Genomic DNA, 26,196 nt, shown 5'->3' with positions numbered 1-26,196 from the left:
TATAAACATTGGTTATATAGTGTGATCAATCTCGAAAACAAGAACAAATTTTATTTTTTTTAGGCCTTAAATAATTGAATTTCTTCAATTTTTAAAGTTACGCAAAAATTACGCTTTCTTTTTAAAAAAGTTCAATTAGCATTTAGAAATGGAACTAAAAGACAAAATTTCAATCTTGGCCGACGCCGCAAAATACGATGCTTCATGTGCATCAAGTGGCGTAAAGAGGGCCGCAGAAAAAGGTGGAATTGGAAGTTTGGAAGGTTCTGGAATCTGTCACAGCTACACTCCAGATGGACGCTGTATTTCTCTTTTAAAGATTTTGTTAACTAACATCTGTATCTACGATTGCAGCTATTGCGTGAATCGCGTTTCAAGCCAGGTTAAGCGCGCGAAGTTTACAGTTGAAGAAGTTGTGAACCTTACGATGAATTTTTATAAAAGAAATTACATTGAAGGATTATTTTTAAGCTCAGGTGTCGCCCGCTCATCTGATGAAACAATGGAAGAGATGATTGAGATCGCTCGCCGACTTCGTGTTGATCACAAGTTTGGTGGATACATTCATTTAAAAGCGGTTGCTGGTTGCTCTCAAGAATTGCTGAACAAAGCAGGTCTGTATGCTGATCGCATGAGCGCCAATATTGAATTGCCAAAACAAACAGATCTCAATGAACTTGCTCCAGCTAAAACACACACCGAGATTGAAAAATCGATGGAGCAAATTCAAGATAGGATTGTTGAGAATAAAGAGGAGCATAAACTTTTCAAGCTTGCTCCTCTTTTTACTCCTGGTGGCCAGTCGACTCAAATGATTGTTGGGGCAACGAAATCGAGTGACCGCGACATCATGACAAAAGCTTCTAACCTATATGGAAATTATAATTTAAAGCGCGTGTACTACAGTGCCTTCAGTCCGATACCAGACGCGAGCCCCGATCTGCCATCAAGCCGCCCTCCAATGATTCGTGAGCACCGTCTGTATCAGACTGATTGGTTACTACGCTTTTATGGTTTTAATGTAGACGAAGTATTGCCTGCTGATGTTCCGGAATTAGATTTAGAAATGGACCCCAAGTTATCATGGGCCATTAGAAATCGTGCTAGCTTTCCGGTTGATCTGAACGTGGCCACAAGAGACATTCTCCTGCGCATCCCGGGCCTGGGTGTGCGTAATGTAGATAAAATCCTAGCGACCAGAAAGTTCCAAAAAATTCGTCTAACTGACTTATCAAAGATGCGCGTGCACTTAGATAAGATCAGGCCATTTGTAGTCACGCAAGATTACAACCCACCTGTTACCCAGCTAGACTCACTACATTTCGCAAAACACTTCAGGCCCGAGGTTCACGTACAACTCGACTTATTTTCGAGCCTTCCTGTCAGCGTGACAGGAGAATTTTAATTTTATGAAAATCGTATCCATTGAACCTACATTTGAATCATGGAGGAAAAATGCAAGGACTTTGCTTGAAGATAAGATCCATTTCGAAGACGTTGTTTGGCAAACTACTACTACTGGATCTCTTTTTGATTGTATGCCAGATGATCATAGACAAAAACCTTCTACTGTAAAGATACCACGTGAGTTTATTAAAGATGCTGCTTTTGTTTCTACTTACAATGATGACTCTACCTGGTCTCTACTTTATCGCTTACTTTACAGAATTGCTTACGAACAAAAAAAATTAATGGATAACCCGCTTGATAACGACGTTCTCGACTTTCATAGACGTATGAAACTCGTCGGCCGTGATCTGCACAAAATGCACGCCTTCGTGCGCTTTAAGGAGATTAAACACAATGACGAATCAATTTACATGGCTTGGCACCGTCCTGATCATCGTATCCTTAAACTTTCTGCTCCATTTTTTACAGATCGCTTTAACGGCATGAACTGGATCATCTTCACCGAAGATGAGTCTATGAGTTGGATAAATAATGAATTAAGTTTTGGCCCTGGGATTTCTCAGAAAGAGGCCGAAGCTTATGACGAAACGGAGGAGTTATGGAAAACGTACTACGCTTCAACATTCAATCCCGCACGCTTAAAAGTAAAAATGATGAAAAGCGAATTACCGGTCCGCCACTGGGCGACCTTGCCTGAAGCACAGTTAATAGATGGACTTATTAAAGAGGCACCGTACATGGTAGATAGATTTATTGAAACACAAAGAACATCGGCCGTTGCTAGTATTCCAGTTAATGTGAGCTCACTTTCAGAATTGAGAACTGCTCTACCTAATTGTTCTGCTTGTACGATTTGCTCTAAAGCGACTAATCCTGTTTTTGGCGAGGGGCCAGTAAACGCGGATATCGTTTTTGTCGGAGAGCAGCCGGGACTTGAAGAAGATATTGCGGGGTCGCCGTTTGTTGGTCCTGCGGGAAGATTATTTATGCAAGCTCTTGAGGAGGCAGATATTAAACGTGAGGATGTTTATCTTACCAATGCAGTTAAAGCTTTTAAATGGAAAGATCAAGATGGGTTTAAGAAGCACGTCAATCCCTCTTCATTTGAAATTTCTGCCTGCAGACCGTGGGTAAAAGCTGAACTAGAAATGATACGTCCAAAAATTTTAGTTTGTCTTGGAGCGAGTGCTGCTCAGTCGGTATTTGGAAAAGTAATGAAAGTGCATGACTCGCATGGGAAAGTTTTTCAGACATCATTGTCTGATTATACGATTATCTTGCCTCACCCTTCGGCGATTTTGAGAATGCCTGACTTGCAAGAACAAGAGCGAATGTTAGTTCAGTTTTTAAATGATATTTCTGATTTAAAAGATTTGTTAGAAATGAAACCGTTGTCTTTAGTTGCTAAAAATTCAAATTTTCTTCAAGCAGCATTTAATTAGTATTGAGATGGCGGTTTAGTACGGCCGCCTTCTTAATAAGTGCAAACCCTTTTCCTCGGTGATATTTCAATCCCAAAACAATAACTGAGTAATCCTTTCGGGGACACCCCGACTTCAAAACACCTCAAAATACAAAAATTTTTATTTCATTTTCTGGCCTCTCACCTGCAACTCTCCCAATCACTACATTATGTTAAAGGAGAAGGCATGAGGCCCAAATATACACTGAGACTGACTTCAGTCTTCATAGCACTTTGTTTTTTATTTATTTCTAACACTGTTTTTGCTTCAGGTGCACAACGTCCTGTGGTTGATGATGGTTCAACTTCAGACTCTGTATCTCTAAGGCCTCCAGAAGCTCCATCCGGCGATTCTGGAGGTTCTTCAGAAACTATTGAAGAGAAATATTCACACGTAGACCATGACAAGATAGTTCCTGCTGCTCTACTTTCTAAAACGCTTGCCTATTACGATGCTAATCAATCCAAGATTAAAAATAAAAACTACATCATCGTGATTGATTTCAAACAACACAATTCTAAAAAACGCTTTTACCTAATCAATATGAATACAGGTGATGTTGAACAGTACTTAACTGCTCATGGAAAAAACTCTGATCCTGATTTCGATGGATATGCGACGAAATTTTCTAATACTGATGGTTCATTAATGAGTTCAGTTGGCTTTTACCTGACTGCCGAAACTTATTATGGAGATAACGGCTACTCACTTCGCCTGGATGGATTGTCTTCTACGAACTCAAATGCGCGTTCTCGCGCGATTGTTATTCACGGAGCAAGTTACGTGAGAGATGCCTCGTTAATCGGCAGAAGCTATGGTTGCCCTGCTCTGGAAGAGCAATACGCGGCCGACGTCATTGATACAGTCAAAGGTGGTTCGTTAATTTACGCCGACGGGTAATCCTCGAAGGCACAATAACATGAAGTTTAAGGAGAGATGGCATGAGGCCTAATTACACGCACAGACTGAGTTCAGTTTTTATTGCTCTTTGTTTATTATTTATTACTCACAATGCTTTTGCTCTAGGAGCAAAACGTCCCGCGACTGGAGGGAGTTCAACCCCGGCACCAACACCAAAACCTCCAGTGGTACAACCTGAAGTTCCACCGGTTGATAATGGTTCAAGTGAAGGATCAGAGACCATTGCAGAAAAATACTCCTATGTAGATCAGGAAAAAATTGTTCCTGCTGCTCTACTTTTAAAAACTCTTACCTACTACGATGCCAATCTTTCTAAGATCAAAAATAAAAACTACATCGTGGTTATTGATTTCAAACAACACAATTCTAAAAAACGTTTTTATCTCATCAACATGCAGTCAGGTGATGTTGAACAATACCTAACGGCCCATGGAAAAAACTCAGACCCAGATTATGATGGATACGCGACGAAGTTCTCCAATACATCAGGCTCAAATATGAGTTCAGTCGGTTTTTACCTGACTGCTGAAACTTATTATGGAGATAACGGGTATTCACTTCGCCTTGATGGTTTATCGTCTACGAACTCTAAGGCCCGCTCTCGCGCCATTGTCATTCACGGGGCAAGTTACGTGAGAGAAGCTTCATTAATCGGTAGAAGCTATGGTTGCCCGGCCCTGGAAGTGAGATATGCAGCTGATGTCATTAATACCATTAAAGATGGATCTCTGATCTATGCAGACGGGTAATGTCTAACGCAAATCGACTGGTGAAGTGGCCAATTAAAATTTAGAATAAAGACAGTCCGATATTCTGGACGATAACAAGGATTAGTCATGAAGTTATCAAGAATTATCACCCTGTCTTTATTTATTCTCGCACTAAGCTCTTGCTCATCTACTCCTAGCAGACCGCAACTCTATCCAAATCAAACCTTAAAAGATAAAGGCAACGAAAAAGCACAAGTTGATATCAATGAGTGTTTAAAAGAATCAGAAGATTATTTAAAAACTCCTGAAGGTGAAAAATTACGTAAAAGTGCTGACAGCTCCTCTATTGGAACTGCTATCGGATTTGGTTTCGGTAGTGGTGGTACTGGAGTCGGACTTGGTGTTGGTGTAGGTGGCGGCGGAAGCAGACGCCTGTCTGGTGAGGAACAAGTCAGAAGAAACTATACTAATCAATGTCTCGTTAATCGTGGATACCAGATTGTAGGCTGGGAACATTAATTTATGGTAGAATCGCTTTATGAAAACTAAAAATATCATTCTATTCATTATTTTGTCTTTCACTTTAGCTTCATGTGCCTCAAGACCAAAGCTTTATCCGAATGAAACCTTGAAGGCAAAAGGTAAAGAAGCTTCTGAAGCTGATATCGATCAATGCTTAAAAGATGCTGATACATATCTTGATTCATCTGAAGGAAAAAAGATTGTGAAGAGCGCAGGCTTTGGTGCAGCAGTTGGTGGAGCGATGGGTGCCGTGGCCGGAGCATTTTACGGAGACATTGGTGGTGGTGCCGCAAGAGGCGCAGCTATCGGTGGTACTGGTGGTGCAGTTTCAGGTTCTCTCACTCCCGATCAAGTGAAGCATCGTTATGTGAATCAATGCCTGGCCGATAAAGGCTATAATGTTATTGGTTGGAATTAATAACGAACTTATCTATTTAAAGTCCCATTAAATTCAGCGGCCACAAAAAAACCCTTCCCTTCCATATGTGCCATGGTCTTCACATTGACGTCTGTGTCCATGATAGTGATAAGGTTAAAACTGTTGGCCTCTGCTCGCACTCGTGAAGAGATCGTCGTTCCTGATGCCATCATTAAAGGAAGCATCTTGGTTTTTTCATCAAAGTACTTAATGCTGCTTTGATGGTCATGGCCCCACATTAAAAAATCTGGTTTTAATTCGATCAATTTTTCAAAAAGCTTTTTAATTTTTGGTTCTTCGTATGTAGCAATCGGATGATGGCCTGCCAGGATTTTAATTTTATGATCAGGAACTTTCTTAAACTTTTCTGTCACCGCGAGGATGTCAGACTCCGAAATCTTCCCCTCCTGCACTCTTAACGGATTCACCGTCCAGAGACCAAAGATGGCGATGTTCTCGTCTTCGTAGTAATTGCTAATCAGATTACCCATATACTTTTTAAAGCGTGAATAAGGAGTAAAAAACCTTAGAAATAAATTATACAAAGGGACATCGTGATTTCCAGGCACCACAAACACCGGGACTTTGATTTTTGAGAGGAATTCTTTTGCAGCAATAAATTGCTCTTTTTTTGCTCTCTGGGTAAGATCTCCTGTTAAGATCACCAGATTGATTAAATCCTGGTTGTCTTTCAGGTATTGATCCAGATCGTTCAACACCTGATCTTGAATGCGACCAAAGTGCAGATCGGAAAAATGGATGATATTAAGAGTTTTTCTATCGGAGCTCATATGAAAAAAGTCCTTCTGCTAATTAGTCCTAAATCCCGTCGTGGAGCTGAGTCCATCACGCTCGCGTCTGAGCATTTACAGACCTTAGGTTACTCTATCATCAATGACCCGAATCAGGAAAGCACTGATCCTAACGGATTGATCATAAAATACGCGAAAGAAATCTCTTACGTTATTGTGGGTGGTGGCGATGGTTCCGTTAATAAAGTCCTTCCAAGTTTAGTCAAAGCTCAGGTCCCTTTAGTCGTTATTCCCTTGGGAACGGCCAACAATCTCGCACGTCACTACAATCTTTCTTACGATATCGCTGAAGCTCTACGCGTAATTGAGTTTGGTGTGAACATGAAAATTGACCTTGGGTTAGTGAACAACATTTACTTCGTTAATGTTGTGGGTCTGGGCCTTAGTACTTATGTAAATACAAGAGTCCCTGCTACGCTAAAGAAATACTTGGGCGCTTTTGCTTTCGTCCTTACTGCTTTTTATCTTTCAACAAAGATTCGCCCGTTTCGTTTAAATATTCTTGCTGATGGAAAAAGTTATACTCGTAGAAGCTGGCAAATCAGCGTCTGCAATGGTCGCCACTACGGAAATGGTTTAACTGTAAAACACGATGCTTCTCTTCTTGATGGTAAACTCCATGCTCTTAGCACTGAAGTCGCTAAATGGTGGCAGGGATTTTTTCTTATTCCTGCACTGATTAGTGGCCGTTATAAAAAAGATCATGATGTGAGTTTATTTGAAGCCGAGACAATTGAGCTGACAACCAGAAGAATATTAAAGATTGATGTGGATGGTGATATTCAGACTCGCACTCCTGCTACTTTTAAAGTTCACAGAAGTGCATTGCTTTTACGAATTCCAGAATCGGAAGGATCAAATCTTTAAGCGACATTCCTTTCCATTGTAAGCAAACTCCTCTACTTCCTGAAGAGGCACAACTTCAATTCCTTTTTCTTTGAACTTCTCAAGCATCATTGGCACAGCTGCAACTGAATGAGCGTGCACATCGTGCATTAGAGAAACTCCCCCACCAATTGGATTTTTGATCGTGTACTTGACCTTGATGTACTTTCCGTTTTTATATTCGAAAGTATAAGCTGTCCCACCAAAAAAATTGGCCATTACACCTTGAGTGATCTCGGCCGAAGTGATTGTTTCTAACCAGTCTGCCGTATCGATATCCCAGAACACAAAATTAATACAGTTGTCGCCAAAGAGTTCTTTTGAAACGTCTTTCATAACGTTCATATGGTGATAAGCAAGTTTTTTGGAACCATAAGCTCCGTATGGGAAGCGGTAGTAAACTTCTCTATTAAGAGAGTTTTCTTCTTCCATGATGCCAGCGGTTGCCAGGATAGATTTTTTTAATCCAGCTCTATAGACTGTTTCAGTTTTATTATCACTGCTGATGTGATCATGGTGATGGCTGGCCACATTATGACCTTCGGCAACCATACGCTTGATGATGGGAAGTGTTTGCGCATTTATTCTCTCAGTAAGAATGAAGAATGTTGCTTTCACATTGTATGCTTTTAGCGTGTCTAATAATTTTGGAGTTAAGTTAACATCTGGGCCATCGTCAAAAGTCAGGGCGATCTTGTTAGTTGCTCTTAAAGACTTGGTTAAGTATTTAGAGAAACCGATATCTTTACCAGGTATGTAAATTTGATCTGGGTCCGGGAACTGACGGTCGTCGGCAGCGTAAGTATTAAAAGCTAATAAAGAGATAAGTATTAATGTTTTCATTTAACTAGTGTGAGGGATAAACGGATTTGAGGGAAATCACATTTTCTTACATACAATCGTTCTTCTTTAAGAACACTTTATTTCGATAGAAGAACACCCATTCAATGGTCGACTCTCTTTCTTTTTACTAAGAGATGAGAAATATGAGGAATTCAAAGTTGATAAATTTGGTCCAGTCATTGCTTTGTAAATATCAAACTTAACAAAACTGGAGACACACATGTACGGATCACAATTTCACTTTGAACAAACTCTTGCTTCTAAAAAATTCTCAGCTGCTAATTATCAACACACTCTTCCACTTCCACAGATCAAAACATTAACCTGGATAAAGTTTTCTATTCTTTTGATAGGTCTGAGCGCTTCATCTTTTAGTTTTGCGAGTCCATCAGAAATCAAATTTAAAAGTCTGGCTATTTTTTCTTCGCACGAAAGATAGATAGGAAAAAAGAAAGGCCCGCATAAAAGCGGGCCTCTAATGAGTTTCAAAAAAAGTACCGACGCTAAATCTTACAGCAACATCTGATCTTCAAACACAGCAAGTCCCGCTTTAGCTCCCTCGCCCATTGCAATAATGATTTGCTTATACGGAGTAGTTGTCACGTCTCCCGCGGCGTAGATCCCCGGGACATTCGTTCTACCTTTAACGTCTACAATAATTTCTCCAAACTTAGTTGTTTCAACAATGTCTTTGATGAAACCAGAGTTTGGAAGAAGACCGATCTGAACGAAGATCCCATCGAGATCAACTTTCATCATGTTCTTCGTTTTTCTATCTTCATATTCAAGAGAGACAACTTTTGTTCCGTCACCGATAACCTGAGCTGTGCGAGCTTCAGTTACGATTGAAACGTTTGGAAGGGATTTTAATTTATCAACTAAAACCTTATCCGCTTTAAGTGTATCCATGAACTCGAATAAAATAACTTCTTTTACGATACCTGCAAGATCGATTGCGGCCTCAACACCTGAGTTACCACCACCAACAACGGCAATCTTTTTACCTTTGTAGTATGGGCCGTCACAGTGTGGACAGAAAGCGACTCCGCGTCCGATATATTCTTTTTCACCTGGAATGTTGAGCTCTCTCCACTTTGCACCAGTTGTAACAATGATGTTTTTAGCAGTGATTTTTTCTCCACCTTCAAGAGTGATGATTTTTTCAGTTCCGTTCACAATATTTTCAACACGTCTGTGTTCGAATACTGAGATTGGGTACTCAGCAATGTGTCCACTTAATTGGGCCGCAAGCTGAGGACCTTCTGTGTACTTAACCCCAATAAGGTTTTCAATCCCCTTCGTGTCTTGAACCTGGCCTCCGATTCTCTCAGCAAGAAGAGCAGTCTTAAGACCTTTTCTTGCAGTGTAGATTGCAGCAGCGGCACCAGCAGGTCCACCACCGATAACGACAACATCGAATTTTCCAAGGTCAGCGTTCACGACTTTTGCGTGAGTTGCATCTTCAGTACCGAATGTTTTTTCTAGTGCTGTAAGAAGATCGATTAAGTTAAGTCGTCCTGAGTAAACTAATTTATCATTAACCATTACGCTCGGAACACCCTGAACGTTTAAGGCTTTAATTTCATCTTGAGTGTATCCACCGTCGACAAGCGTGTGCTTGAAGTTTCCGTGGATCACGGCCATTTGATTTAATGTTTGTACAACATCAGGACAGTTTTCACATGTAAGTGAAACGAAAGTTTTAATAACGATCGGCCCTTTTAGTCTTTTAATTCTAGACTGTACGCTGTCGTCAGGGAATTTCCCCTTTCCGTCAGAGTTTAAAATTGCAAGGATAAGAGTTGTAAACTCATGTCCAGTTGGAATCCCGTTAATGTAGATTCCGTTTTCTTTACCTTCATACTCAATATGGAATTGAGGGTAAGCTGCTTTGTGGTCGCCCACAGCTGGTCTTACGGTAATATTTTCAGAAGTTGAAGCAACTTGCTCCAGCATTTCCACCAGAGATTTTTGATCAGCGTGCTCACTTGCTTTGTAAACAAGTTCAACATTCTTTTCTAATTTTCCAAAAACTGATTTCAATTGATCTAAAATATTATTGTCTAACATATTTGCCTCTTTTTATTTTCGAAAGAAGCGAGGGCGGCGGTATTCATCGCGACCCTCGCTATATAAAAATCTAAAAACTAGATTTTACCTACAAGATCAAGACCTGGTTTAAGAGTGTCTGCACCTGGAGTCCACTTAGCTGGACATACTTCGTTCGGGTGAGCAGCTACGAATTGAGCAGCTTGCACTTTTCTTAGAAGTTCGTCAGCGTTTCTTCCGATTCCGTTGTCGTTGATTTCTACTAACTTAATTTTTCCGTTTGGATCTACTAAGAAAGTTCCTCTGTACGAAAGACCTTCTTCTTCAATATGAACACCGAAAGCACGTGAAAGGTTTGCTGTAGGATCAGCAAGCATTGGGTACTTGATTTTCTTAATTGTTTCAGAAGTATCGTGCCAAGCTTTGTGAGTGAAGTGAGTATCTGTAGATACTGAGTAAACTTCTACTCCCATTTTTTTGAATGTTTCATACTTATCTGCCATATCTCCTAACTCAGTTGGACATACGAATGTAAAGTCAGCTGGGTAGAAGAAGAAGATTGACCATTTACCTTTAAGGTCTTTGTCAGTAACTGTGATGAAATCATTGTTGTGGTACGCGTTTGCTTTGAACTCAGGTACCTGTGTGTTGATTAACGTTGCGGCCATTGTGTTCTCCTTTTTAGAATAATGGTTGTTACTAAGAAATTATATTTCTCCTATTCAGTATAGGAGGTTTTTAGAAATAGAGATAATTGATTTTGTTTCTTGAGCGATAGGTTAAATCTATGGACTTTCATTGGCAAGTAACTATTATCACATAGCAATTTAAGTGTCTTTTCGCGTTTCTACTTTATCACTGTCCTCTATTTTTGTCGAGGATTGATAATTTTTCAAGGCTTCTTTTGCAGTACCCTGATAATCAGCACGCATGGAATCTTTAAAGGGGGTTTCTCTAATGCGTCTTAATGGTGATAAAAACTTTAATTTTTTCGGCCATTCTTTATGTGCATTCACTAGAGAAAAGTGCTCATTCACTGACGTGATAAACTCTTCAACTTCTGCAATCGTTTTCCCTTCAATCAGGTCCGCGATAAGAGAAGCAGAGGCCGCAGAAATACTGCATCCAGTAGGCAAAATTTTTATACTTTGAAGAATGCCATCTTTACTCATTATAGAGATTGCAATCTTATCTCCGTACAATGGATTATGGCACTGCCCTTTTCTCTCTATTTCTTGAGACATCTTATTCTCTCTCTTTTAAATGAAATCTGACTTCTTCAAAAAGCTCAGGCGTGTCTATATCTATTAAGGTCGAGTGATTTTTCATAGGAACTTCAATTGTCGCTTCAGGGTATTTTTCAAATAAGTAAAAACAACCCTGGTCTACATCTTCGTGGGCCAAAATTTCTGGAATATACTTTTTTGAAATCACAACTGGATTTCCAGGCCTTCCATTAAAGACAGGTCTAAATAATGTGAAATCGGGATTCGCGTTCACCGTATCAATTAACAAATTATAATCTTTATGACTAAGCATGGGTTGATCTGCAAGGCATATGGTAAAATAATCTGCTTGCGGGCCCAAATGCTTAAGCCCTTCTTTAATTGATGAGTGCAGGCCATTTTCATAATTCTTGTTATGATAAATTTCCAGAGCAAGACCTTTTAATTCGGCCTTCACAAGCTCTTCTTCAAAACCGGTAACAGCAATGATTTCATAAAACTGACTACGGGTAATTTCCATAGCAGTTCTCTGTAAAATAGAATGCTCATTATCAATTTTCAAAAGAAGTTTGTGATCAGGACTCATTCTCGAGCTCTTCCCTGCACACAATAAAAGACAAGCAATTTTGACTTTAGACATCTCGCCCCCGAATTAATCTTTCATTAACTTTCCAAATTAATTAAAGCTACAGGAGGAGGTAAATAAAAACTATCATTTCTAACTCAAGTTTAACTGAATTTTTTTTAGATGATGCTGCGGATTTTTGCGAGTGCAGTTTGGCAGCCCAAGCTAAAAGAACGTAATTTTCCATTCTCAATCTTCATCAACCATCGGTCTAATGTAAGAGTGCGTGAGATATAAAAAAAGATGAAACCAATGGCGATGGGACGTAAAAGATACCATGCAATTTGAGCGTAATTATGCTGTGAAAAATAAAGAAAAACTCCAGTTGTTAGCAACGACACAAGAAACAAGGGACGAAGTAAATCTTTAAAGGCCATCCAGGCAGCATTTCCACTCTTTCTTTCATCAGAAATTTTTGCACCTTTTTCTCGTGCTAACTTTATTAAGCCTTCTTCGTAATTTTTTCCATAAATCGTTTCACCTTGTGTACGCCAAGCAATAATTGCGAGAATCATTGCAAGCAACATCTTTGCAGCGACCAGACTTAGGAAAATCCAAAGCAGAGATTCTGCTTTTAATCCATGATACGGAAGAGTTTTTTCATAAAGATATTCAACAGCATTGATGAGTTCTTTTCCGAAGAAAAGATAATATGTAACCAGTGGTTGAAGGAAAGTCCAAACTGATAACAGGGCCATTCCTACACAAAGGCCCACAGGATTGGTGCCGAAAAGAAGAATTCCAATATTGAAGAGCAGGCCTTGCATGCTAAGGCTCAACATGGGTCCTAGTTTTTTTCCCGCTGGAGAAAGTGATTTTAGAACGGCCGCAACATTGGAGATACTATACGTTGTCCAAAGATTTTGTGGGATCTCTCGAGAGAGGATCGCTGCTCTACAAAGAATAAAACCTTGATTTAATGAAAGTAAAATACCTGAGAAAGGCACTTTGAAAGCATGAAGAAGTGAACCTAACCCTACTTCAATCAGTGAAAGCGTTGCTCCGTAATGTCCGACCAATTCTATTTTTTTACTTTCTTCCATGTCTCTTTTTTCGCTCTTCTGTTCTCGAGTAGTGAGTTTTGACCCGCTAACTCTAAATGCCCTTTTCTCCTATAATAAAGACAGAGGTTTTTAATGAAAGCAATAGTATTTTTATCAATTTTTAGCTTCAGCGCTTTTGCGTCGGATTTTACGAAACAAATCTGGAGTCATAATAGCGACCATTATCTATTTTCGCTGCACTCTCCAAGTCAGATACTAGTTTCAGAAAATTGCTTCAATGATGAAGTCACTTTGGAACAATCCAAGTGCGATGCGATTAAGGCCCTTAACCAAAAACATTCTCTTACCGTTCCTGCTTCTCAATTTAGTGGTGGAAAAAATCCTGGTGCAGTAGCCTGCGCTGTTGGACTAAAAATGACAATTAGGATTTTTACGAATTCAAAAAATAATGAAAATTCTTTTTGTGAATTTAATGATGGATCAATGATTTCTGCCATTAATTTACAATCTCTACTTAAGGACTAGATATGAAAATTGGATTATTACTCTCTTTAATTTCACTTAATGCATTTGCACTTGATTGCGGTGACATTCCTGAGGGCAAAGTTGTTCGCCTTGATCAAGGAAGTGGAAGTCTAACAAAAGCGGCCGTTCAGGATCAGGATGGTATTGGTAGTTGTTTTGCCAATCAAGGTGCCTTGATGTTGCAAGCAATTATTCCAGGTAACCCCAATTTATCTTATCTTAATCTTGGGCTCTACTACGCCACTGATAAAACGCTAAAAGACAGAAGAGCTAAGGGAGATAAAACCTATACTAGAAACCTTACAGGTACCAATGGCCAGGTCACTGCTGTCGGCTCAGGAATTTATACTGGAAATACATGTGACACAATCAATGCTGCACTCGATAGACAGAAGGCCACTAATGGCGGAGTCCTTTGTAAAGCTGAAGATGTTGCATTAGAGCATAGCTTTTTTAAGGGTGATAATAACTTTCTCGATGATGGCGACGTTCAGGAGAAATCTCTTGCTCAGGCATCCCGCTATATGAATGCTTACCAAAAAACATTTGGTAATGTGGAAGATGGTGAAAGACGTCAGGGGCAAAGAGAAAAAGCTGATCAGTTTAAAATTGCACTTAATAGATTTGTTAAAAATTCCGGAGACGCTTATTTTTCAAAAAAATGCTCAGAGAATAATCCTGAAGTTGTCATGACGGCGATTGAAAATGCTCTATCTCGTGCTCTAAACGACAACCCTCAATGTATTTCAGGAAAAGCATTATCAACTGTAGGTCCATGCCAGAACTTTGGACAAATGGGAGAAATGCTGGCGATGGGTGGGACTACTAAAAATAGTAAAGTTGCTTTTATCCAAAACAGTAAATCAAGAGCTTCAACGAAAAAAGCAATCTCTCCTCTCTTTCAAATTAAATCAGGTCTTCCTGACTTCATGAATGGCCTAAGCAGTGCTCTTGCTAAATCCGATGGATTAAAAGGTACACCGGCCGATAAAGAGAAATTTGCTAAAATGATTGTCTCTAGTATCTCTCCAAAAGATATGAATAATATTAAAAGTGATTATGACCGTATTGCTTTAAATAAGATGGATGACTGTAAGGCCAGCAATGTTTTAAGTTATTTCAAAGATAAAAAAGACTTCCTGGAGAAAGCGAAAAAAGATGTGGTGCTTTGCAATTACTCTGAACTCTTAAACAGCGCTTCTGAGCTTGCCGGTACAATGCCTGCGAAGTCATTTAAAAATATGTCAGGCTTTGTTGACTTCATTACAGATAAAGCAGGACTTAAATATGATGATGCCATCATGTCACTGATTGCCAATGATTGCTCTCCTGAAAAGCGAATTGCCCTACCTCTAACTCTTAAATGTGAAAGAAGAGGTTTTGTACTAGATTCAAGTGATTTCCGCGGTAATAACATTTCACCTAAGGCCGTCGGGATGATTAAAGAAAATCGCGCAAGAATCATGGCAAACATGACCGAGAACCGCGCTGTCGGAATAGATATTTGTTCAAAATTCTGGAAAGAGCCAAATTATGATTTCCATAAAGAAGATGCAAAAACTAAACTTAATACTTGTGGAAACGCAGGACCTCACGGATTTCATGCTGTCACGGCCATAGGTTATCGTTGTAAAAATAATCGCATTCAGTATCTTGCACAAAACTCTTGGGGACCAAACTGGAAGCTGGAAAATAAAGAGTTTGAAATAGAAGAAGGAAAAATCTGGATGGATGAAGACAGAATGTTTAAAAATACTTTAAACCTTAACTACATTACCCCTTAGTTTAAAAATCGTTTTAGGAATCTGCTCAATGAGATCCATTGGGCGGAGACTTAAATGATCATTCCCTTTTTTCATCCAATCTGCCGACGCCTGCCCATGAATAAAAGTCCCAAGCACAGTGGCCTCAACCTGATTTAATCCTTGAGCGTAAAAGGCCGCGATCATTCCGAGTAAAACATCACCTGTCCCCGCTTTCGCTAAGGCCACTGTTCCATTTGAGACTTTTTGTATACGCTTGCCATCGCTAATTAGTGACTCCGCACCTTTTAGCAAAACAACACATCCAAACTTCTTCTGGGCCATTATAAGATGCTCTACGCGCTTCTTCTTAACTGAAGTCGAAGTGACTCCCAGAAGTCTTGCAAGTTCTCCTTCGTGAGGAGTAAGAATCCACGTCGATGGAAGTTGTTTAACTTTCATTGTAGATAACATCGTCAAAGCATCAGCATCTAAAACAACTTTCTCGATCTTTGATTTTATTAAGAAACGTAACAACTTTTTTTTACTTTCCGCCGTTCCAAGTCCTGGCCCCATCGCAATGACATCTTTAGAATTCTTTTTTAATTCAGTTAATGAAAACTTATGAAGAATAAAATCTGGAAATTTCACCCACGGGTACTTAACCAAATCAGTCATCAAATGGGTATAACCTGCCCCAGATCTGGTGGCCGCCAGCGCTGAAAGAATCCCCGCCCCATGAAGTCCAGCGCCTCCTGCAACAATTAGCACCTTTCCACCGTCAATTTTACTTGATAACTTAGAGCGCTTTGGGATGAGGTTTTTTGCATCTTTGCTATCTATTTTTATAATCATTTCGGGAATGCCTTATGTTAGAGCTACTTACTCAATATTATCGGCCCGACCAAAGTGAATGGCAAAAACTTAATTAACAAAGCTGAGCTAGATCATGTTTTTTTACTTGTTTAATGTTAAATTAATAAATGATCAATAAGAGGAAAAAAATAAAATGAAAAAAGTTTCTCCAAGCAGTTGTGAAGGTTGTCCGGCCAGACAAGAAGGGATTTTTTGTAATCTGGATTTCGCCGATATTATCGACGTAAGCCATCACAAAATTACCAATAAGTATAAAAAAGGTCAGACACTTTTCGTGCAAGGGACACATCCATTTGGTCTCTACTGTATTAGTGCAGGAAATATTAAATTGACAAAGACTGGTGTCGATGGAAAAGAATCTATCGTTCGCATTGTTCATGCTGGTGATATTTTAGGACACAGAAGTCTTTTTACAGATGAAGACTTTGGAAAAACGGCCACGGCAATGGAAGACACTGAAGTGTGCTTCATCGACAAAAAGTACATTCTTTCTCTAATTCAAAAAAATCCATCTGTTGCATTGAACATTATCAACAAACTTTCCCGCGACATGGGGAATGCTGAAACCAAACTTAGCTCTCTACACCAAAAAAATGTTCGCGAGCGTCTCGCTGAACTTCTCTTATCTCTTAAGGCCACTCATGGAGTGAAAGAGGATAATCGCTGGAGAATTGATCTAAAGCTGACTCGTGAAGAGATGGCCACAATGATTGGTACTGCCAATGAAACTCTCATTCGTTTTATGACTGAATTTAAAGAGGCCGGAATTATTGAACAGGAAGGAAAAGTTCTCTACGTCAAAGATGAAGAAGAACTTCTAAACTGGGCCAACATTCATTATTAATATTTATTTTCCAAAGCTGATATAGATTATATTTTCGTTTTAAAATTCTTTGTAAGATGTGCTTATGAAATCAGTAAAGCACATCGAACTAAGCAGTGATCTAATAGATAAAATCACTGATTATTTCCCCTCAAAAAAGTTCAAATCTCAATCTCATCTTTTTTACGAAGGACAGATTCCGATTTCCGGGTATCTGGTTTTAGATGGCTCTATTCAAGTCAGTTACAAAAAGAAATTTAAAAAGATGCTTAATGCTGGCTACCTGATTGGTGTCGCTGAACTTCTTCATAAGAAACCTATCCAGTTAAGTGCAGAAGCTTTTCCCAACACCGAAATCTGCTTCCTCGACAGAAGCACTCTCCTAGAAATCTTTAAAGGCCATGATGTTGAACTTGTAGCACTTTTCAAGGCCCTTATCGAGAAGGCCACATGAGTGCATGCATCCATTGCGACCAGAGCGTCGTAACAGCTTATTTCAATGAAGATAAAAGCGACGAAGGCCCTTTTTGTTGCCGTGGATGCCTGACTGTTTACAATGTAATTCATGCTAAAGGCCTGGCTGAATATTATGAAATCAAAAAGAATGTCTCATTTTTCAAAAAACGCGCTCCCGTTGAGATCAAGACCGCACACTACTCTTATCTTGATGATGACGATTTCTTAAAAGAATACAGTTATCAAAGTTTAAATAATGAACGCACAATGGAGTTTTACCTTGAAGGTATTCATTGCCTTGCGTGCTTATGGATTATTGAAAAACTCCCTGAGTTCGTTGTTGGTGTCAGATCAAGTAAATTGAATATGGGCCGCTCAGTAGTCAGTATCGTTTTGAGATCTGAGGGAAAATTCTCACTGGTTGCTTATGAATTGGAGAATTTGGGTTATCACCCTCATCCAATAAAAATGAATCAGGATTCTCAGGACCTTAAAACCAAAGAAGAAAGATCAGGACTTTTAAGAATTGGAATAGCTGGAGCAGCTGCTGGTAATATCATGCTTTACGCTGTGTCTTTATATGCCGGAGCAGGGCCTGAGTATGCGACATTTTTTAACTGGCTAACAGTTCTTTTTGCTGTGCCTGTTTTAACTTACTCTGCTTTTCCTTTTTATCGCAATTCATGGATTGCTCTTAAAAATAAATCACTTTCTATTGATGTCCCTATTTCACTTGCTCTTATCATGGGTGGTGTGATGGGAGTTTATAATTTAATTAATGGAATTAACGAGAACTATTTTGATTCATTAAGTGCGTTAGTCTTTTTACTTTTAATGTCACGCTACTTTCTCAAGGCCATTCAGGAAATGGGATTAGGTACGACTGACTTACATTTCTTCTATCAGGGAGAAAGTGTTTTAAGAGTTGATGAGAATAATCCCGGACAATTTTTAGAAATCCATCCTAAATTTATTAAAGTCGACGACCTTTTGAAAATTTCTCCGATGCAAATCATTCCGGCAGATGCTGTGGTTGTTTCAGGTGAAACCTACCTCAACAATTCCCTTTTGACTGGAGAATCAGAGCTACAAAAAGTTGGACTGAACTCTGAGGTCTTCTCAGGCACGATGAATATGGGAACTGAAATCATCATCAAAGTTAAAAAGGTCAATAAGGAAACTCGTTTAGGCCAAATCCTAAGAAGTATTGAAAATGGATGGGGACATAAGTCAAAAATTATTGATGTAACGAATTTGATCTCAAAATACTTTGTGGCCATCGTTTTTATTCTCTCAATAGTTCTCTTTGTCTGGAGTTATAGAGAAGGAAATACAAAACATGCTCTTGAACAGGCACTCACTCTTTTAATCGTGACTTGCCCATGTGCTTTGGCGATTGCCACTCCATTAACATTTATCAGGACACTTTCTAAGTCTGCCCAGAAAGGAATTATCATTAAAGACGACTCTGTTATCGAGAAGCTTTCTCGAGTGAAAAATATCTTTATTGATAAAACAGGAACAATCACACAAAACACGCTAAAAATATCTTCTTTTTATATTCTACAAAATTCAATTGTGGCGCCTCATGACGTCATCTTCAACCTTGAAAGACATTCGACTCACCCACTGGCCGTCAGCTTAAAAAATTATATTCAACCTCTGCCTTTAAAACCGTTACTGGTTTCAGACTTAAAAGAAGTTCCAGGTGTTGGCGTCAGTGGTATTATTGAAAATCATTTTTACGAAATAAAAAATCATTCAATTTATGAAGATCATAAAATCATTTGCACTTTTGAAGCAAAAGACACCGTTCGTCTGGACGCTAAAGAGGCCATCGCGAAACTTCGTCATCACAATGTGAACATTCAAATTCTCTCAGGTGATAAAGAAGAGTATGTAAGCACGATTGCTCAAGAAGTAGGTCTTCTTCCGTCTGAATATCAAGCAAGTCTTTCACCTGAAAAGAAGAGTCAGGTTATTAAAGCAAGTGAGCACTCTCTCATGATTGGAGATGGCGCTAACGATGCAATCGCTCTTAGCTATGCTGATACGGGGATCGCAGTCTTTGGGGCGATGGATATTTCTCTGCGGGCCGCAGATGTTTATTTAAGTCTTCCTGGATTACTGCCAGTCGCTGAGCTCATTACAATTTCCAAAGAAACAATGAAAGTGATTTATCGCAATTTAGTGCTCTCACTTTTTTACAATAGTATTTCCGTAGTGCTCGCTTTCACAGGGTATATCTCCCCTTTAACTGCGGCCATTATCATGCCTTTAAGTTCGCTGTCCGTTTTAATCTCGACACTAATAGGTACTAAAAAACTAAGGATGCTATGGAAATAATGCCGTTTCTTATTCCGATTGCGCTCATCATGGCCACCTTCTTTATAGGTGGATTTATCTGGATGACCAAAAAGGGACAATACGATGACCTGGAAACACCAAGACACAGAATGCTTTTAGAAGATGAAAAAAAAGCTACTCATACTAAAGAAGGAGAATTATGAATTCCGCCGTTACACAACAAGGAAAACTCGAGCGTTTTTCCTATGACGATCAAATCGTCAGACTTTTTGTTATTGCTACACTAATTTGGGGAGTGGTTGCCATGCTCCTTGGAGTTACAATTGCTTTTCAGTTAGCTGACTGGCACGTGAACATGGGAGTTCCCTGGTTAACATTCGGGCGTCTCCGTCCACTTCACACCAATGCAGCGATTTTTGCATTTTGTGGAAACGCCATTTTCGCCGGGATTTATTATTCCCACCAACGTTTATTAAAAGCGCGTTTGTATAATGACTTACTTTCAAGAATTCACTTCTGGGGATGGCAATCAGTCATTGTTCTTGCGGCAATTACTCTCCCAATGGGAATGACATCAGGAAAAGAATACGCCGAACTTGAATGGCCTATCGATATTTTAATTACGGTTATCTGGGTTGTTTTCGCTGTAAACTTTTTTGGAACAATCATCAGAAGAAGAGAGCGTCACATATATGTAGCAATCTGGTTTTACATTGCAACAATTATAACGGTCGCAGTACTTCACATTATCAACTCGCTTGAAATCCCTGTTTCACTAACTAAATCCTATTCGATTTACGCCGGAGTTCAGGATGCTCTTGTGCAATGGTGGTATGGGCACAACGCCGTTGCCTTTTTCTTAACAACACCATTTTTAGGTTTAATGTATTACTTCGTTCCCAAAGCGGCCAATCGTCCGATCTATTCATATAGACTTTCGATCATTCACTTTTGGTCTTTAGTTTTTATCTATATCTGGGCAGGACCTCACCATCTTCTTTATACAACATTGCCTGAATGGGTTCAGACTTTAGGAATGGTTTTTTCGATTGCTCTATGGATGCCAAGCTGGGGAGGTATGATTAATGGTCTACTAACTCTAAGAGGTGTTTGGGATAAAGTTCGTACAGATCCTGTTTTAAAATTTATGGCACTTGCTTTAACATTTTACGGGATGGCGACTTTCGAAGGTCCACTCCTATCAATTAAATCTGTCAGTGCAATCGCTCACTTTACAGACTGGATTCCAGGACACGTTCACGCCGGAACTATCGGATGGAACTATTTAATCATTGCCGGGATTCTTTACTACATGGTTCCGAGACTGTGGAACTCGACAATTTATTCCCTAAAGCTTGCTAACATTCAATTCTGGGCCGCAACGATCGGACTTGTTCTTTATGTTGTATCAATGTGGGTGGCCGGAATCTCTCAATCACTAATGTGGCGAGCGATGGATGCCTCTGGAAAACTTGTTTATCCAAACTTTATTGAAACAGTTATTAAAATTGTTCCGATGTATTGGGTAAGAGCGATCGGGGGAACACTGGTTTTAATCTCGATGATTATCATGGTGTACAACCTTTATAAAACGGCCAAATCTGGTCACATTGAAAAAGAGCCAATCTTAGAAGCTTACGCTCTTGATGACTCTTCAATTGAAAAAGGTGCATCGACTCACAGAAGACTTGAAGGATGGCCGATGATTTTCGCGGTTCTATCTCTAGTTGCCATTTTAGTTGGTACTGGGATCGAGCTTGTCCCTGCTGTTCTTTCAAAAAACTTTATCGTGAAAATGGATATTGTAAAACCATACACTCCACTTGAGCTTATGGGACGAGATATTTATATCCGCGAAGGATGTTACCTTTGCCACTCTCAAACCGTAAGACCGATGACTCACGAAGTTCTTCGTTATGGAAAAGCTTCTGAAGCAGCTGAGTTCGTTTACGATCACCCATTTCAATGGGGATCAAAAAGAACAGGTCCTGATTTAGCTCGCGTAGGTCAAAAATATCCAAATATGTGGCACTACCGCCATATGTGGGATCCGCGTGAAGTGACAGCTGGTTCAATCATGCCTCGCTACACTTGGCTTTTCACAGACAAAGCTGACTATGAAAGTTTAATGAAAAAGATGCAAGTGATGCAAACGTTAGGTGTTCCTTATACAAAAAAGGAAATTGAAGGGAGCGTTCTTGCTGCAAAAGCTCAAGCTGAGGCCATCAGAGATGACTTAGTCGCCGCCGGAGTTCCTACAGCTGTACTCGACAAAGAAATTATTCCATTGATTGCTTACCTTCAACGCATCGGTGTGGATTATGGAAAATCAGTGGAGACACCAGTGGAGGTTGCACAATGAAACAAGAAGCTTTAAGTCAGTTTAATTTGCCGTGGCTTCCAATAACAGGACTGATCATCTTTATTGCGTGTTTTAGTCTTTACACTTATTGGACTTATAAAAAAGAAAATAAAGAAGTTTACGACCAAGCGTCGATGTTACCGCTTGAGGAGGCGAAGAGTGAAAGAAGAAACTAAACTTCATGTGCAGGAAGATGAAAAACATTTATTGCTCGACCATAGTTACGATGGGATTCAGGAATTAAACCATCCTCTTCCTTCGTGGTGGGCCTTCATGTTTTACGCCGGCATTGCTTATGCTGTCGCCTATTTTGCTTATTATCAATTTTTAGGCGGCCCTAGTTTGCGCGATGAATTCAACAAAGACTATGCAGTCATTGTTGCTTCTCAAGCTGAGTTTAAAAAGAAAGAAGGTCTCTTTAACCATGAGATTTATAGCGTACACTCAACACCTGCTGAAATAAAAAAAGGTGAAGAAGTTTTTACCAACAACTGTGTGGCCTGCCATATGGAAAAAGGCCGTGGAGATATCGGGCCAAACTTAACTGATGAGTACTGGCTATGGGCCAAAGGAACTCCCGATACAATTTATCCAGTCGTCTTTAATGGCGTTGTGGAGAACGGAATGCCGAACTGGTCTGAAGTTTTAAGTAGAGATGAAATTTATCAGGTTGTGGCCTATGTGCAGACTCTGCACTTAACACATCAACCACAAGGTAAAGCACCTCAAGGAAATAAAGTTGAGTAAGAATAGATTTGATCTGGACGCCGAACGACTTGCTACCACAGATGAACAAGGCCACAGGGTGTATTTGCACCCTGAGGATGTTCAGGGCCCATGGAAAAACAGAAGGCATATTGTCTATTGGTTTTTGATTGTGCTCTACCTCGTTCTTCCCTGGATTTACATCAAAGGAAAACCAGCACTGCTGGTTGATATCTTTAATAGAGAATTTACTTTTATCGGGTTCACTTTTTTTGGAGTGGACCCGATTTTGTTTTTTCTGATTGCTATCTCCTCACTTTTTTTTATTGCTTTCATGACCAGTCTTTTTGGACGAGTCTGGTGTGGATGGGGTTGTCCACAGACCGTTTTCATTCAAGCGCTTTTTATGAAAGTTGAAACGTTCTTTGAAGGGACTCCCAGACAAAGGCGCGAATTAGAGCAAGCTCCGATGAGCTTTAGTAAATTATTTAAAAAATCAATGAAGTGGTTAGTCTTCACTGTTATCTCTCTACATATCGCTCATACCTTTATCGGATACTTTGTGGGCCCTCGAGAATTATTTCAAATGACCATGCAAAATCCGATTAACCATGTTGGGATGTTTATTGCGACAATGATCATCTCAGGTATTTTCTTATTAGACTTTGGCTGGTTTAGAGAGCAGTTTTGTATTATTGCATGCCCTTATGGCAGAATGCAGTCTGTAATGATGGATGAGAACTCACTTGTAATTGCTTACGATGTTAAACGAGGCGAACCACGAAGAGGGACAACTGAAGTCGAGAGATCAGACGAAGGTGATTGTATCAACTGCTATAATTGCGTAAAGGTCTGCCCTACGGGGATTGATATTAGAAGAGGAACTCAGCTGGAATGCATTGCTTGCACAAACTGTATTGATGCTTGTGATGAGATCATGATTAAAATAAAAAAACCTACCGGGCTGATTCGTTATGGTTCAGAAGTTGAGCTTCAGGGTGGTGAGAGAAAAATTATAACCGTACGCTCGATAATCTATATCTGCATCACACTCCTATTTCTTGGAAGTATTTTCGCTTTCTTAAATAACAGCTCTAAACTGCAATTGATCTTCATGAGAGGAAAGGAAACTTATACTCAAAACGTGAATGAAGTGACAAATCGCTTTACTCTCAAGCTTAATCACCAAGGGAGTCGTACCTATAATTTAATTTTTAAAATGACTGATCCTACACTGGTAGATAAAGTCAAAATCGTCACACCAGTCTCTCCACTTCCTGTAGACCAACATGAAAAGCGCGTGATTATCTTTTTTAGATTTTCTCCGGAGATCCTAGTAGACGGTGCGAAGAAAATAAATGTTGATGTCTATGATCAAACAACAAGCGAAGTAGTTGCAACAAAGGAGGTCGTACTTGTCGGACCTACTCACTAACTTTCAAAACTTTTTTCCCTGGGTTTCTTTTATAGCGGGGCTCGGGGGAAGTCTTCACTGTGTTGGAATGTGCGGGGGACTTGTCACAGCAACATGTGATAAAAATAACGATATCATTCGCTATCAGCTAGGACGACTGCTTGGCTATTTAGGACTAGGACTCTTTGCAGGCTTCATAGGGAGTCTGTTTAAATTTGAACAAACTTCCCCTGCTATCGCCATCATCCCTGGCCTGGTCATCGGCCTGCTTTTTTTATATTGGGGAATTCAAAACTGGCGAGGAAAAAAAGCAGAACTACCAATGCCTAAATTCATGGGGAAATTGTATTCTTACTTATGGAAAAAACTTGTCTATAAAAACGTAAATTTTTCTAAATCTTTTTTTACAGGCCTTATTTCTATTTTTCTGCCCTGTGGTCTGCTCTATGGAGTTGTTCTTGGTGGAGTGGCCGTTCAACACCCCTTAATGGCACTCATCTCTATGTTTTTCTTTTGGCTTGGTACTGTCCCATCAATGGTGACGGCCCCACATATTTTAAGAAAGATTTTAAATCCGTTAAGAAATAAACTTCCAAAAACCTATGGTGCGACTCTTGTGTTAATTGGTTTACTGACTGTTAGCTTCCGAGTCATGGCCTATTACGACCTTCATAGCAAAGCAAAAGAAAGCGGGATTGTTACGGAGCATATGTGCCACTAACTCAGAGACATTCCAAAATTATTTAAAGCTCTATTTGAGAGATAACTTCGTCCCTCTGAACAAAACACGAGCCCATTAAGATTGTGTTCATTCAAATAATTTACAGCTTCAACTTTCCCCATATTCATTAAGATTGTGGCCGTCGTATCAGCGGTAATGGCATCATTTGCAATCACGGTGCTGGCAATGACTTCTTTAGTGGAAATTCCGGTCTTAGGATGAATGATATGATGATTAAACTTATCTCCATTTACATTATGAATATATCCACCGGAAGAAGCGATCGCCCCCTCTCCCATCTGAATGATTCCTACTGATTTACTGGCATCTGCTGATAATGGATTTCTAATTCCAATACGCCATTTCCTGGGAGCATCTAATCGACTATGAACTCTGATATCTCCTGCTCCATTGATATAAAAATTATAAAGACCTTTTTTAATAAAATATTTATAAACCTGATCGACAGCATAACCTTTGCCAATTCCTCCAAGCCCGATTTTCATTTGTGGATAAGGCAGATAAACTGTTTTATTCACTTCATCAATTTGAATCAGTTTATAATCAATAAACTTTAAATGTTCTTTAATCGTTTCTTGCTCAAGAACTTTATTTTGTTCTTTCTGTGCCCGCCAAAGATGTCCAATGCTGGCAAAACTAATATCAAATGTTCCATGAGATTTTTGTGAAACAGTCATGGACTCTTTAATTAAATAAATTGTTTCTTCATCAACCTCTACAGGTCGAACTCCAGCATATTTATTAATATCATTAAAGAATCCTGGCCTAAAGTCAGTGAACTTAACTTCGATTCTTTTGACTTCGTCATAAGCTTCGTCAAATAGCCTGTATACATCTTTTTTAGATAAAAAAGACTGAGGGAAGCACAGAAACTGAAACTCTCCCCCCATAACCTGATAATTTCTACTGCAAATGATATCTTTCATATTTCTTTTGGCGGAACAACATCGCGATAAATAATATTTCTATCTTTATCTAATACAATAGTTACCGGCAAAGAATCCACACCAATACTTTTTGAGAATGAGCGGTCTTCATCTTTTAACAAAATGTAGCTAAATTTGTATTTCTTTAAAAATCTTTCAATCAAATTAGATTTTTCACCGGCATTCACAGCGACAAAAACCACATCCTTACCATATTTTTCTTTCAAAGCTTCCAGTAGTGGTATTTCATGAATACATGATGTACACCATGTGGCCCAAAAATTAATAAGCACCTTCTTATCTTTTAAACTTTCGCTTAAATGAAATTTAGAATCAGTATTATAAACTGGCAAATTGAAGTCAGGTAATTTTTCTGCATAAGCATTTAATGAGAAAAAAAATAACAACAGAACTAATTGTTTCATAACTT

29 protein-coding genes are annotated in these 26,196 nt (G+C 39.3%); 19 read left to right on the top strand and 10 right to left on the bottom strand.

What is annotated here, in order from left to right; all coding sequences use genetic code 11:
• Nucleotides 1-148: 148 nt before the first annotated feature.
• The 6 genes from SHI21_RS15685 (at nt 149) to SHI21_RS15660 (ending at nt 5,444) form a co-directional block, all read left to right on the top strand.
• Complete coding sequence (locus SHI21_RS15685) at nt 149-1,405, top strand: putative DNA modification/repair radical SAM protein (protein ID WP_323577779.1); 1,257 nt, start codon at nt 149-151, stop codon at nt 1,403-1,405.
• 4 nt (nt 1,406-1,409) lie between these two features.
• A complete protein-coding gene (locus tag SHI21_RS15680) occupies nt 1,410-2,852 on the top strand; it encodes a UdgX family uracil-DNA binding protein (RefSeq protein ID WP_323577777.1) in 1,443 nt (480 codons plus the stop codon).
• 207 nt (nt 2,853-3,059) lie between these two features.
• Nucleotides 3,060-3,773: a murein L,D-transpeptidase catalytic domain family protein gene (locus SHI21_RS15675; RefSeq protein ID WP_323577776.1), complete on the top strand. Its 714-nt coding sequence runs from the start codon at nt 3,060-3,062 to the stop codon at nt 3,771-3,773.
• A gap of 41 nt (nt 3,774-3,814) precedes the next feature.
• Nucleotides 3,815-4,543 (top strand): murein L,D-transpeptidase catalytic domain family protein, encoded by a 729-nt coding sequence (locus SHI21_RS15670; RefSeq protein ID WP_323577775.1) that lies wholly within the window; start codon nt 3,815-3,817, stop codon nt 4,541-4,543.
• Nucleotides 4,544-4,630: 87 nt separating this feature from the next.
• Nucleotides 4,631-5,023, top strand: coding sequence for a hypothetical protein (locus SHI21_RS15665; protein WP_323577772.1), 393 nt, complete (start codon nt 4,631-4,633; stop codon nt 5,021-5,023).
• Nucleotides 5,024-5,042: 19 nt separating this feature from the next.
• Nucleotides 5,043-5,444 carry a hypothetical protein gene (locus SHI21_RS15660; RefSeq protein ID WP_323577768.1) on the top strand — a complete coding sequence of 134 codons (402 nt, stop codon included), beginning with the start codon at nt 5,043-5,045 and terminating at the stop codon, nt 5,442-5,444.
• 8 nt (nt 5,445-5,452) lie between these two features.
• Here the strand turns inward: SHI21_RS15660 and SHI21_RS15655 are convergent, their stop codons facing one another.
• The gene (locus tag SHI21_RS15655) at nt 5,453-6,235 is read right to left on the bottom strand and encodes a metallophosphoesterase family protein (RefSeq protein ID WP_323577766.1); all 783 of its coding nucleotides are present in this window, start codon (nt 6,233-6,235) and stop codon (nt 5,453-5,455) included.
• On the opposite strand from SHI21_RS15655, the gene SHI21_RS15650 reads away from it, so the two are divergent.
• Nucleotides 6,236-7,123, top strand: a complete 888-nt coding sequence (locus SHI21_RS15650) for a lipid kinase (protein WP_323577764.1) — start codon at nt 6,236-6,238, stop codon at nt 7,121-7,123.
• Here the strand turns inward: SHI21_RS15650 and SHI21_RS15645 are convergent.
• Complete coding sequence (locus SHI21_RS15645; RefSeq protein WP_323577762.1) at nt 7,112-7,984, bottom strand: polysaccharide deacetylase family protein; 873 nt, start codon at nt 7,982-7,984, stop codon at nt 7,112-7,114. The two genes, SHI21_RS15650 and SHI21_RS15645, sit on opposite strands and share 12 nt — an antisense overlap.
• A gap of 220 nt (nt 7,985-8,204) precedes the next feature.
• On the opposite strand from SHI21_RS15645, the gene SHI21_RS15640 reads away from it, so the two are divergent.
• Nucleotides 8,205-8,423: a hypothetical protein gene (locus SHI21_RS15640; protein ID WP_323577761.1), complete on the top strand. Its 219-nt coding sequence runs from the start codon at nt 8,205-8,207 to the stop codon at nt 8,421-8,423.
• A gap of 71 nt (nt 8,424-8,494) precedes the next feature.
• Here the strand turns inward: SHI21_RS15640 and ahpF are convergent, their stop codons facing one another.
• The 5 genes from ahpF to SHI21_RS15615 form a co-directional block, all read right to left on the bottom strand.
• Nucleotides 8,495-10,054: an alkyl hydroperoxide reductase subunit F gene (gene ahpF / locus SHI21_RS15635; RefSeq protein ID WP_323577759.1), complete on the bottom strand. Its 1,560-nt coding sequence runs from the start codon at nt 10,052-10,054 to the stop codon at nt 8,495-8,497.
• A gap of 77 nt (nt 10,055-10,131) precedes the next feature.
• Nucleotides 10,132-10,701 carry an alkyl hydroperoxide reductase subunit C gene (gene ahpC / locus SHI21_RS15630; protein WP_323577754.1) on the bottom strand — a complete coding sequence of 190 codons (570 nt, stop codon included), beginning with the start codon at nt 10,699-10,701 and terminating at the stop codon, nt 10,132-10,134.
• Between the two features lie 159 nt (nt 10,702-10,860).
• Nucleotides 10,861-11,277 (bottom strand): iron-sulfur cluster assembly scaffold protein, encoded by a 417-nt coding sequence (locus tag SHI21_RS15625; protein WP_323577752.1) that lies wholly within the window; start codon nt 11,275-11,277, stop codon nt 10,861-10,863.
• Nucleotide 11,278: 1 nt separating this feature from the next.
• Nucleotides 11,279-11,899, bottom strand: a complete 621-nt coding sequence (locus SHI21_RS15620) for a nucleotidyltransferase family protein (protein ID WP_323577750.1) — start codon at nt 11,897-11,899, stop codon at nt 11,279-11,281.
• Nucleotides 11,900-12,003: 104 nt separating this feature from the next.
• Nucleotides 12,004-12,927: a hypothetical protein gene (locus SHI21_RS15615; protein WP_323577749.1), complete on the bottom strand. Its 924-nt coding sequence runs from the start codon at nt 12,925-12,927 to the stop codon at nt 12,004-12,006.
• 93 nt (nt 12,928-13,020) lie between these two features.
• On the opposite strand from SHI21_RS15615, the gene SHI21_RS15610 reads away from it, so the two are divergent.
• Nucleotides 13,021-13,413 carry a hypothetical protein gene (locus SHI21_RS15610; RefSeq protein WP_323577747.1) on the top strand — a complete coding sequence of 131 codons (393 nt, stop codon included), beginning with the start codon at nt 13,021-13,023 and terminating at the stop codon, nt 13,411-13,413.
• 2 nt (nt 13,414-13,415) lie between these two features.
• Complete coding sequence (locus SHI21_RS15605) at nt 13,416-15,197, top strand: hypothetical protein (RefSeq protein ID WP_323577745.1); 1,782 nt, start codon at nt 13,416-13,418, stop codon at nt 15,195-15,197.
• Here the strand turns inward: SHI21_RS15605 and SHI21_RS15600 are convergent.
• The gene (locus SHI21_RS15600) at nt 15,171-16,010 is read right to left on the bottom strand and encodes an NAD(P)H-hydrate dehydratase (RefSeq protein ID WP_323577744.1); all 840 of its coding nucleotides are present in this window, start codon (nt 16,008-16,010) and stop codon (nt 15,171-15,173) included. The genes SHI21_RS15605 and SHI21_RS15600 overlap by 27 nt on opposite strands.
• Before the next feature lie 154 nt (nt 16,011-16,164).
• On the opposite strand from SHI21_RS15600, the gene SHI21_RS15595 reads away from it, so the two are divergent.
• The 9 genes from SHI21_RS15595 to SHI21_RS15555 all read left to right on the top strand — a co-directional run bounded on the left by SHI21_RS15595 (nt 16,165) and on the right by SHI21_RS15555 (nt 24,819).
• Nucleotides 16,165-16,875, top strand: coding sequence for a Crp/Fnr family transcriptional regulator (locus SHI21_RS15595; protein ID WP_323577741.1), 711 nt, complete (start codon nt 16,165-16,167; stop codon nt 16,873-16,875).
• A 64-nt stretch (nt 16,876-16,939) separates the two neighbouring features.
• The gene (locus tag SHI21_RS15590; RefSeq protein WP_323577739.1) at nt 16,940-17,308 is read left to right on the top strand and encodes a cyclic nucleotide-binding domain-containing protein; all 369 of its coding nucleotides are present in this window, start codon (nt 16,940-16,942) and stop codon (nt 17,306-17,308) included.
• Entirely contained in the window at nt 17,305-19,656 is a 2,352-nt protein-coding gene (locus SHI21_RS15585; RefSeq protein WP_323577738.1) for a heavy metal translocating P-type ATPase, read from the top strand. The genes SHI21_RS15590 and SHI21_RS15585 overlap by 4 nt, the downstream gene beginning before the upstream one ends.
• Nucleotides 19,647-19,820: a cbb3-type cytochrome oxidase assembly protein CcoS gene (gene ccoS, locus SHI21_RS15580; RefSeq protein ID WP_323577737.1), complete on the top strand. Its 174-nt coding sequence runs from the start codon at nt 19,647-19,649 to the stop codon at nt 19,818-19,820. The genes SHI21_RS15585 and ccoS overlap by 10 nt, the downstream gene beginning before the upstream one ends.
• Nucleotides 19,817-21,979 (top strand): cytochrome-c oxidase, cbb3-type subunit I, encoded by a 2,163-nt coding sequence (gene ccoN / locus SHI21_RS15575; protein ID WP_323577735.1) that lies wholly within the window; start codon nt 19,817-19,819, stop codon nt 21,977-21,979. The genes ccoS and ccoN overlap by 4 nt, the downstream gene beginning before the upstream one ends.
• Nucleotides 21,976-22,155 (top strand): cbb3-type cytochrome oxidase subunit 3, encoded by a 180-nt coding sequence (locus SHI21_RS15570; RefSeq protein ID WP_323577733.1) that lies wholly within the window; start codon nt 21,976-21,978, stop codon nt 22,153-22,155. Before ccoN ends, SHI21_RS15570 begins: the two co-directional genes overlap by 4 nt.
• The gene (locus SHI21_RS15565; RefSeq protein ID WP_323577731.1) at nt 22,139-22,726 is read left to right on the top strand and encodes a cbb3-type cytochrome c oxidase N-terminal domain-containing protein; all 588 of its coding nucleotides are present in this window, start codon (nt 22,139-22,141) and stop codon (nt 22,724-22,726) included. The genes SHI21_RS15570 and SHI21_RS15565 overlap by 17 nt, the downstream gene beginning before the upstream one ends.
• The gene (gene ccoG, locus SHI21_RS15560; RefSeq protein WP_323577730.1) at nt 22,719-24,119 is read left to right on the top strand and encodes a cytochrome c oxidase accessory protein CcoG; all 1,401 of its coding nucleotides are present in this window, start codon (nt 22,719-22,721) and stop codon (nt 24,117-24,119) included. Before SHI21_RS15565 ends, ccoG begins: the two co-directional genes overlap by 8 nt.
• Nucleotides 24,100-24,819, top strand: a complete 720-nt coding sequence (locus SHI21_RS15555) for a sulfite exporter TauE/SafE family protein (protein WP_323577729.1) — start codon at nt 24,100-24,102, stop codon at nt 24,817-24,819. The genes ccoG and SHI21_RS15555 overlap by 20 nt, the downstream gene beginning before the upstream one ends.
• Here SHI21_RS15555 and SHI21_RS15550 read toward each other — a convergent pair.
• The gene (locus SHI21_RS15550; protein WP_323577728.1) at nt 24,816-25,766 is read right to left on the bottom strand and encodes an FAD:protein FMN transferase; all 951 of its coding nucleotides are present in this window, start codon (nt 25,764-25,766) and stop codon (nt 24,816-24,818) included. The genes SHI21_RS15555 and SHI21_RS15550 overlap by 4 nt on opposite strands.
• Entirely contained in the window at nt 25,763-26,191 is a 429-nt protein-coding gene (locus SHI21_RS15545; protein WP_323577726.1) for a TlpA family protein disulfide reductase, read from the bottom strand. The genes SHI21_RS15550 and SHI21_RS15545 overlap by 4 nt, the downstream gene beginning before the upstream one ends.
• Between the last annotated feature and the right edge of the window lie 5 nt (nt 26,192-26,196).

Source organism: Bacteriovorax sp. PP10, assembly GCF_035013165.1.
GTDB lineage: Bacteria > Bdellovibrionota > Bacteriovoracia > Bacteriovoracales > Bacteriovoracaceae > Bacteriovorax > Bacteriovorax antarcticus.
Note: the sequence above shows the minus strand (reverse complement) of the source record. Positions and strands in the feature narration are given on the sequence as shown.

Bases quoted from the DNA above. Each gene is read 5' to 3' on its own strand.
- ahpC (WP_323577754.1), bottom strand. From the start codon at position 10,701: ATGGCCGCAACGTTAATCAACACACAGGTACCTGAGTTCAAAGCAAAC.
- SHI21_RS15670 (WP_323577775.1), top strand. From the start codon at position 3,815: ATGAGGCCTAATTACACGCACAGACTGAGTTCAGTTTTTATTGCTCTT.
- SHI21_RS15605 (WP_323577745.1), top strand. From the start codon at position 13,416: ATGAAAATTGGATTATTACTCTCTTTAATTTCACTTAATGCATTTGCA.
- SHI21_RS15600 (WP_323577744.1), bottom strand. From the start codon at position 16,010: ATGATTATAAAAATAGATAGCAAAGATGCAAAAAACCTCATCCCAAAG.
- SHI21_RS15685 (WP_323577779.1), top strand. From the start codon at position 149: ATGGAACTAAAAGACAAAATTTCAATCTTGGCCGACGCCGCAAAATAC.
- SHI21_RS15640 (WP_323577761.1), top strand. From the start codon at position 8,205: ATGTACGGATCACAATTTCACTTTGAACAAACTCTTGCTTCTAAAAAA.
- ahpF (WP_323577759.1), bottom strand. From the start codon at position 10,054: ATGTTAGACAATAATATTTTAGATCAATTGAAATCAGTTTTTGGAAAA.
- SHI21_RS15655 (WP_323577766.1), bottom strand. From the start codon at position 6,235: ATGAGCTCCGATAGAAAAACTCTTAATATCATCCATTTTTCCGATCTG.
- SHI21_RS15675 (WP_323577776.1), top strand. From the start codon at position 3,060: ATGAGGCCCAAATATACACTGAGACTGACTTCAGTCTTCATAGCACTT.
- SHI21_RS15585 (WP_323577738.1), top strand. From the start codon at position 17,305: ATGAGTGCATGCATCCATTGCGACCAGAGCGTCGTAACAGCTTATTTC.
- SHI21_RS15660 (WP_323577768.1), top strand. From the start codon at position 5,043: ATGAAAACTAAAAATATCATTCTATTCATTATTTTGTCTTTCACTTTA.
- SHI21_RS15650 (WP_323577764.1), top strand. From the start codon at position 6,236: ATGAAAAAAGTCCTTCTGCTAATTAGTCCTAAATCCCGTCGTGGAGCT.
- SHI21_RS15550 (WP_323577728.1), bottom strand. From the start codon at position 25,766: ATGAAAGATATCATTTGCAGTAGAAATTATCAGGTTATGGGGGGAGAG.
- SHI21_RS15625 (WP_323577752.1), bottom strand. From the start codon at position 11,277: ATGTCTCAAGAAATAGAGAGAAAAGGGCAGTGCCATAATCCATTGTAC.
- ccoN (WP_323577735.1), top strand. From the start codon at position 19,817: ATGAATTCCGCCGTTACACAACAAGGAAAACTCGAGCGTTTTTCCTAT.
- SHI21_RS15665 (WP_323577772.1), top strand. From the start codon at position 4,631: ATGAAGTTATCAAGAATTATCACCCTGTCTTTATTTATTCTCGCACTA.
- SHI21_RS15610 (WP_323577747.1), top strand. From the start codon at position 13,021: ATGAAAGCAATAGTATTTTTATCAATTTTTAGCTTCAGCGCTTTTGCG.
- SHI21_RS15620 (WP_323577750.1), bottom strand. From the start codon at position 11,899: ATGTCTAAAGTCAAAATTGCTTGTCTTTTATTGTGTGCAGGGAAGAGC.
- ccoS (WP_323577737.1), top strand. From the start codon at position 19,647: ATGGAAATAATGCCGTTTCTTATTCCGATTGCGCTCATCATGGCCACC.
- SHI21_RS15645 (WP_323577762.1), bottom strand. From the start codon at position 7,984: ATGAAAACATTAATACTTATCTCTTTATTAGCTTTTAATACTTACGCT.
- SHI21_RS15615 (WP_323577749.1), bottom strand. From the start codon at position 12,927: ATGGAAGAAAGTAAAAAAATAGAATTGGTCGGACATTACGGAGCAACG.
- SHI21_RS15545 (WP_323577726.1), bottom strand. From the start codon at position 26,191: ATGAAACAATTAGTTCTGTTGTTATTTTTTTTCTCATTAAATGCTTAT.
- SHI21_RS15595 (WP_323577741.1), top strand. From the start codon at position 16,165: ATGAAAAAAGTTTCTCCAAGCAGTTGTGAAGGTTGTCCGGCCAGACAA.
- SHI21_RS15680 (WP_323577777.1), top strand. From the start codon at position 1,410: ATGAAAATCGTATCCATTGAACCTACATTTGAATCATGGAGGAAAAAT.
- SHI21_RS15570 (WP_323577733.1), top strand. From the start codon at position 21,976: ATGAAACAAGAAGCTTTAAGTCAGTTTAATTTGCCGTGGCTTCCAATA.
- SHI21_RS15590 (WP_323577739.1), top strand. From the start codon at position 16,940: ATGAAATCAGTAAAGCACATCGAACTAAGCAGTGATCTAATAGATAAA.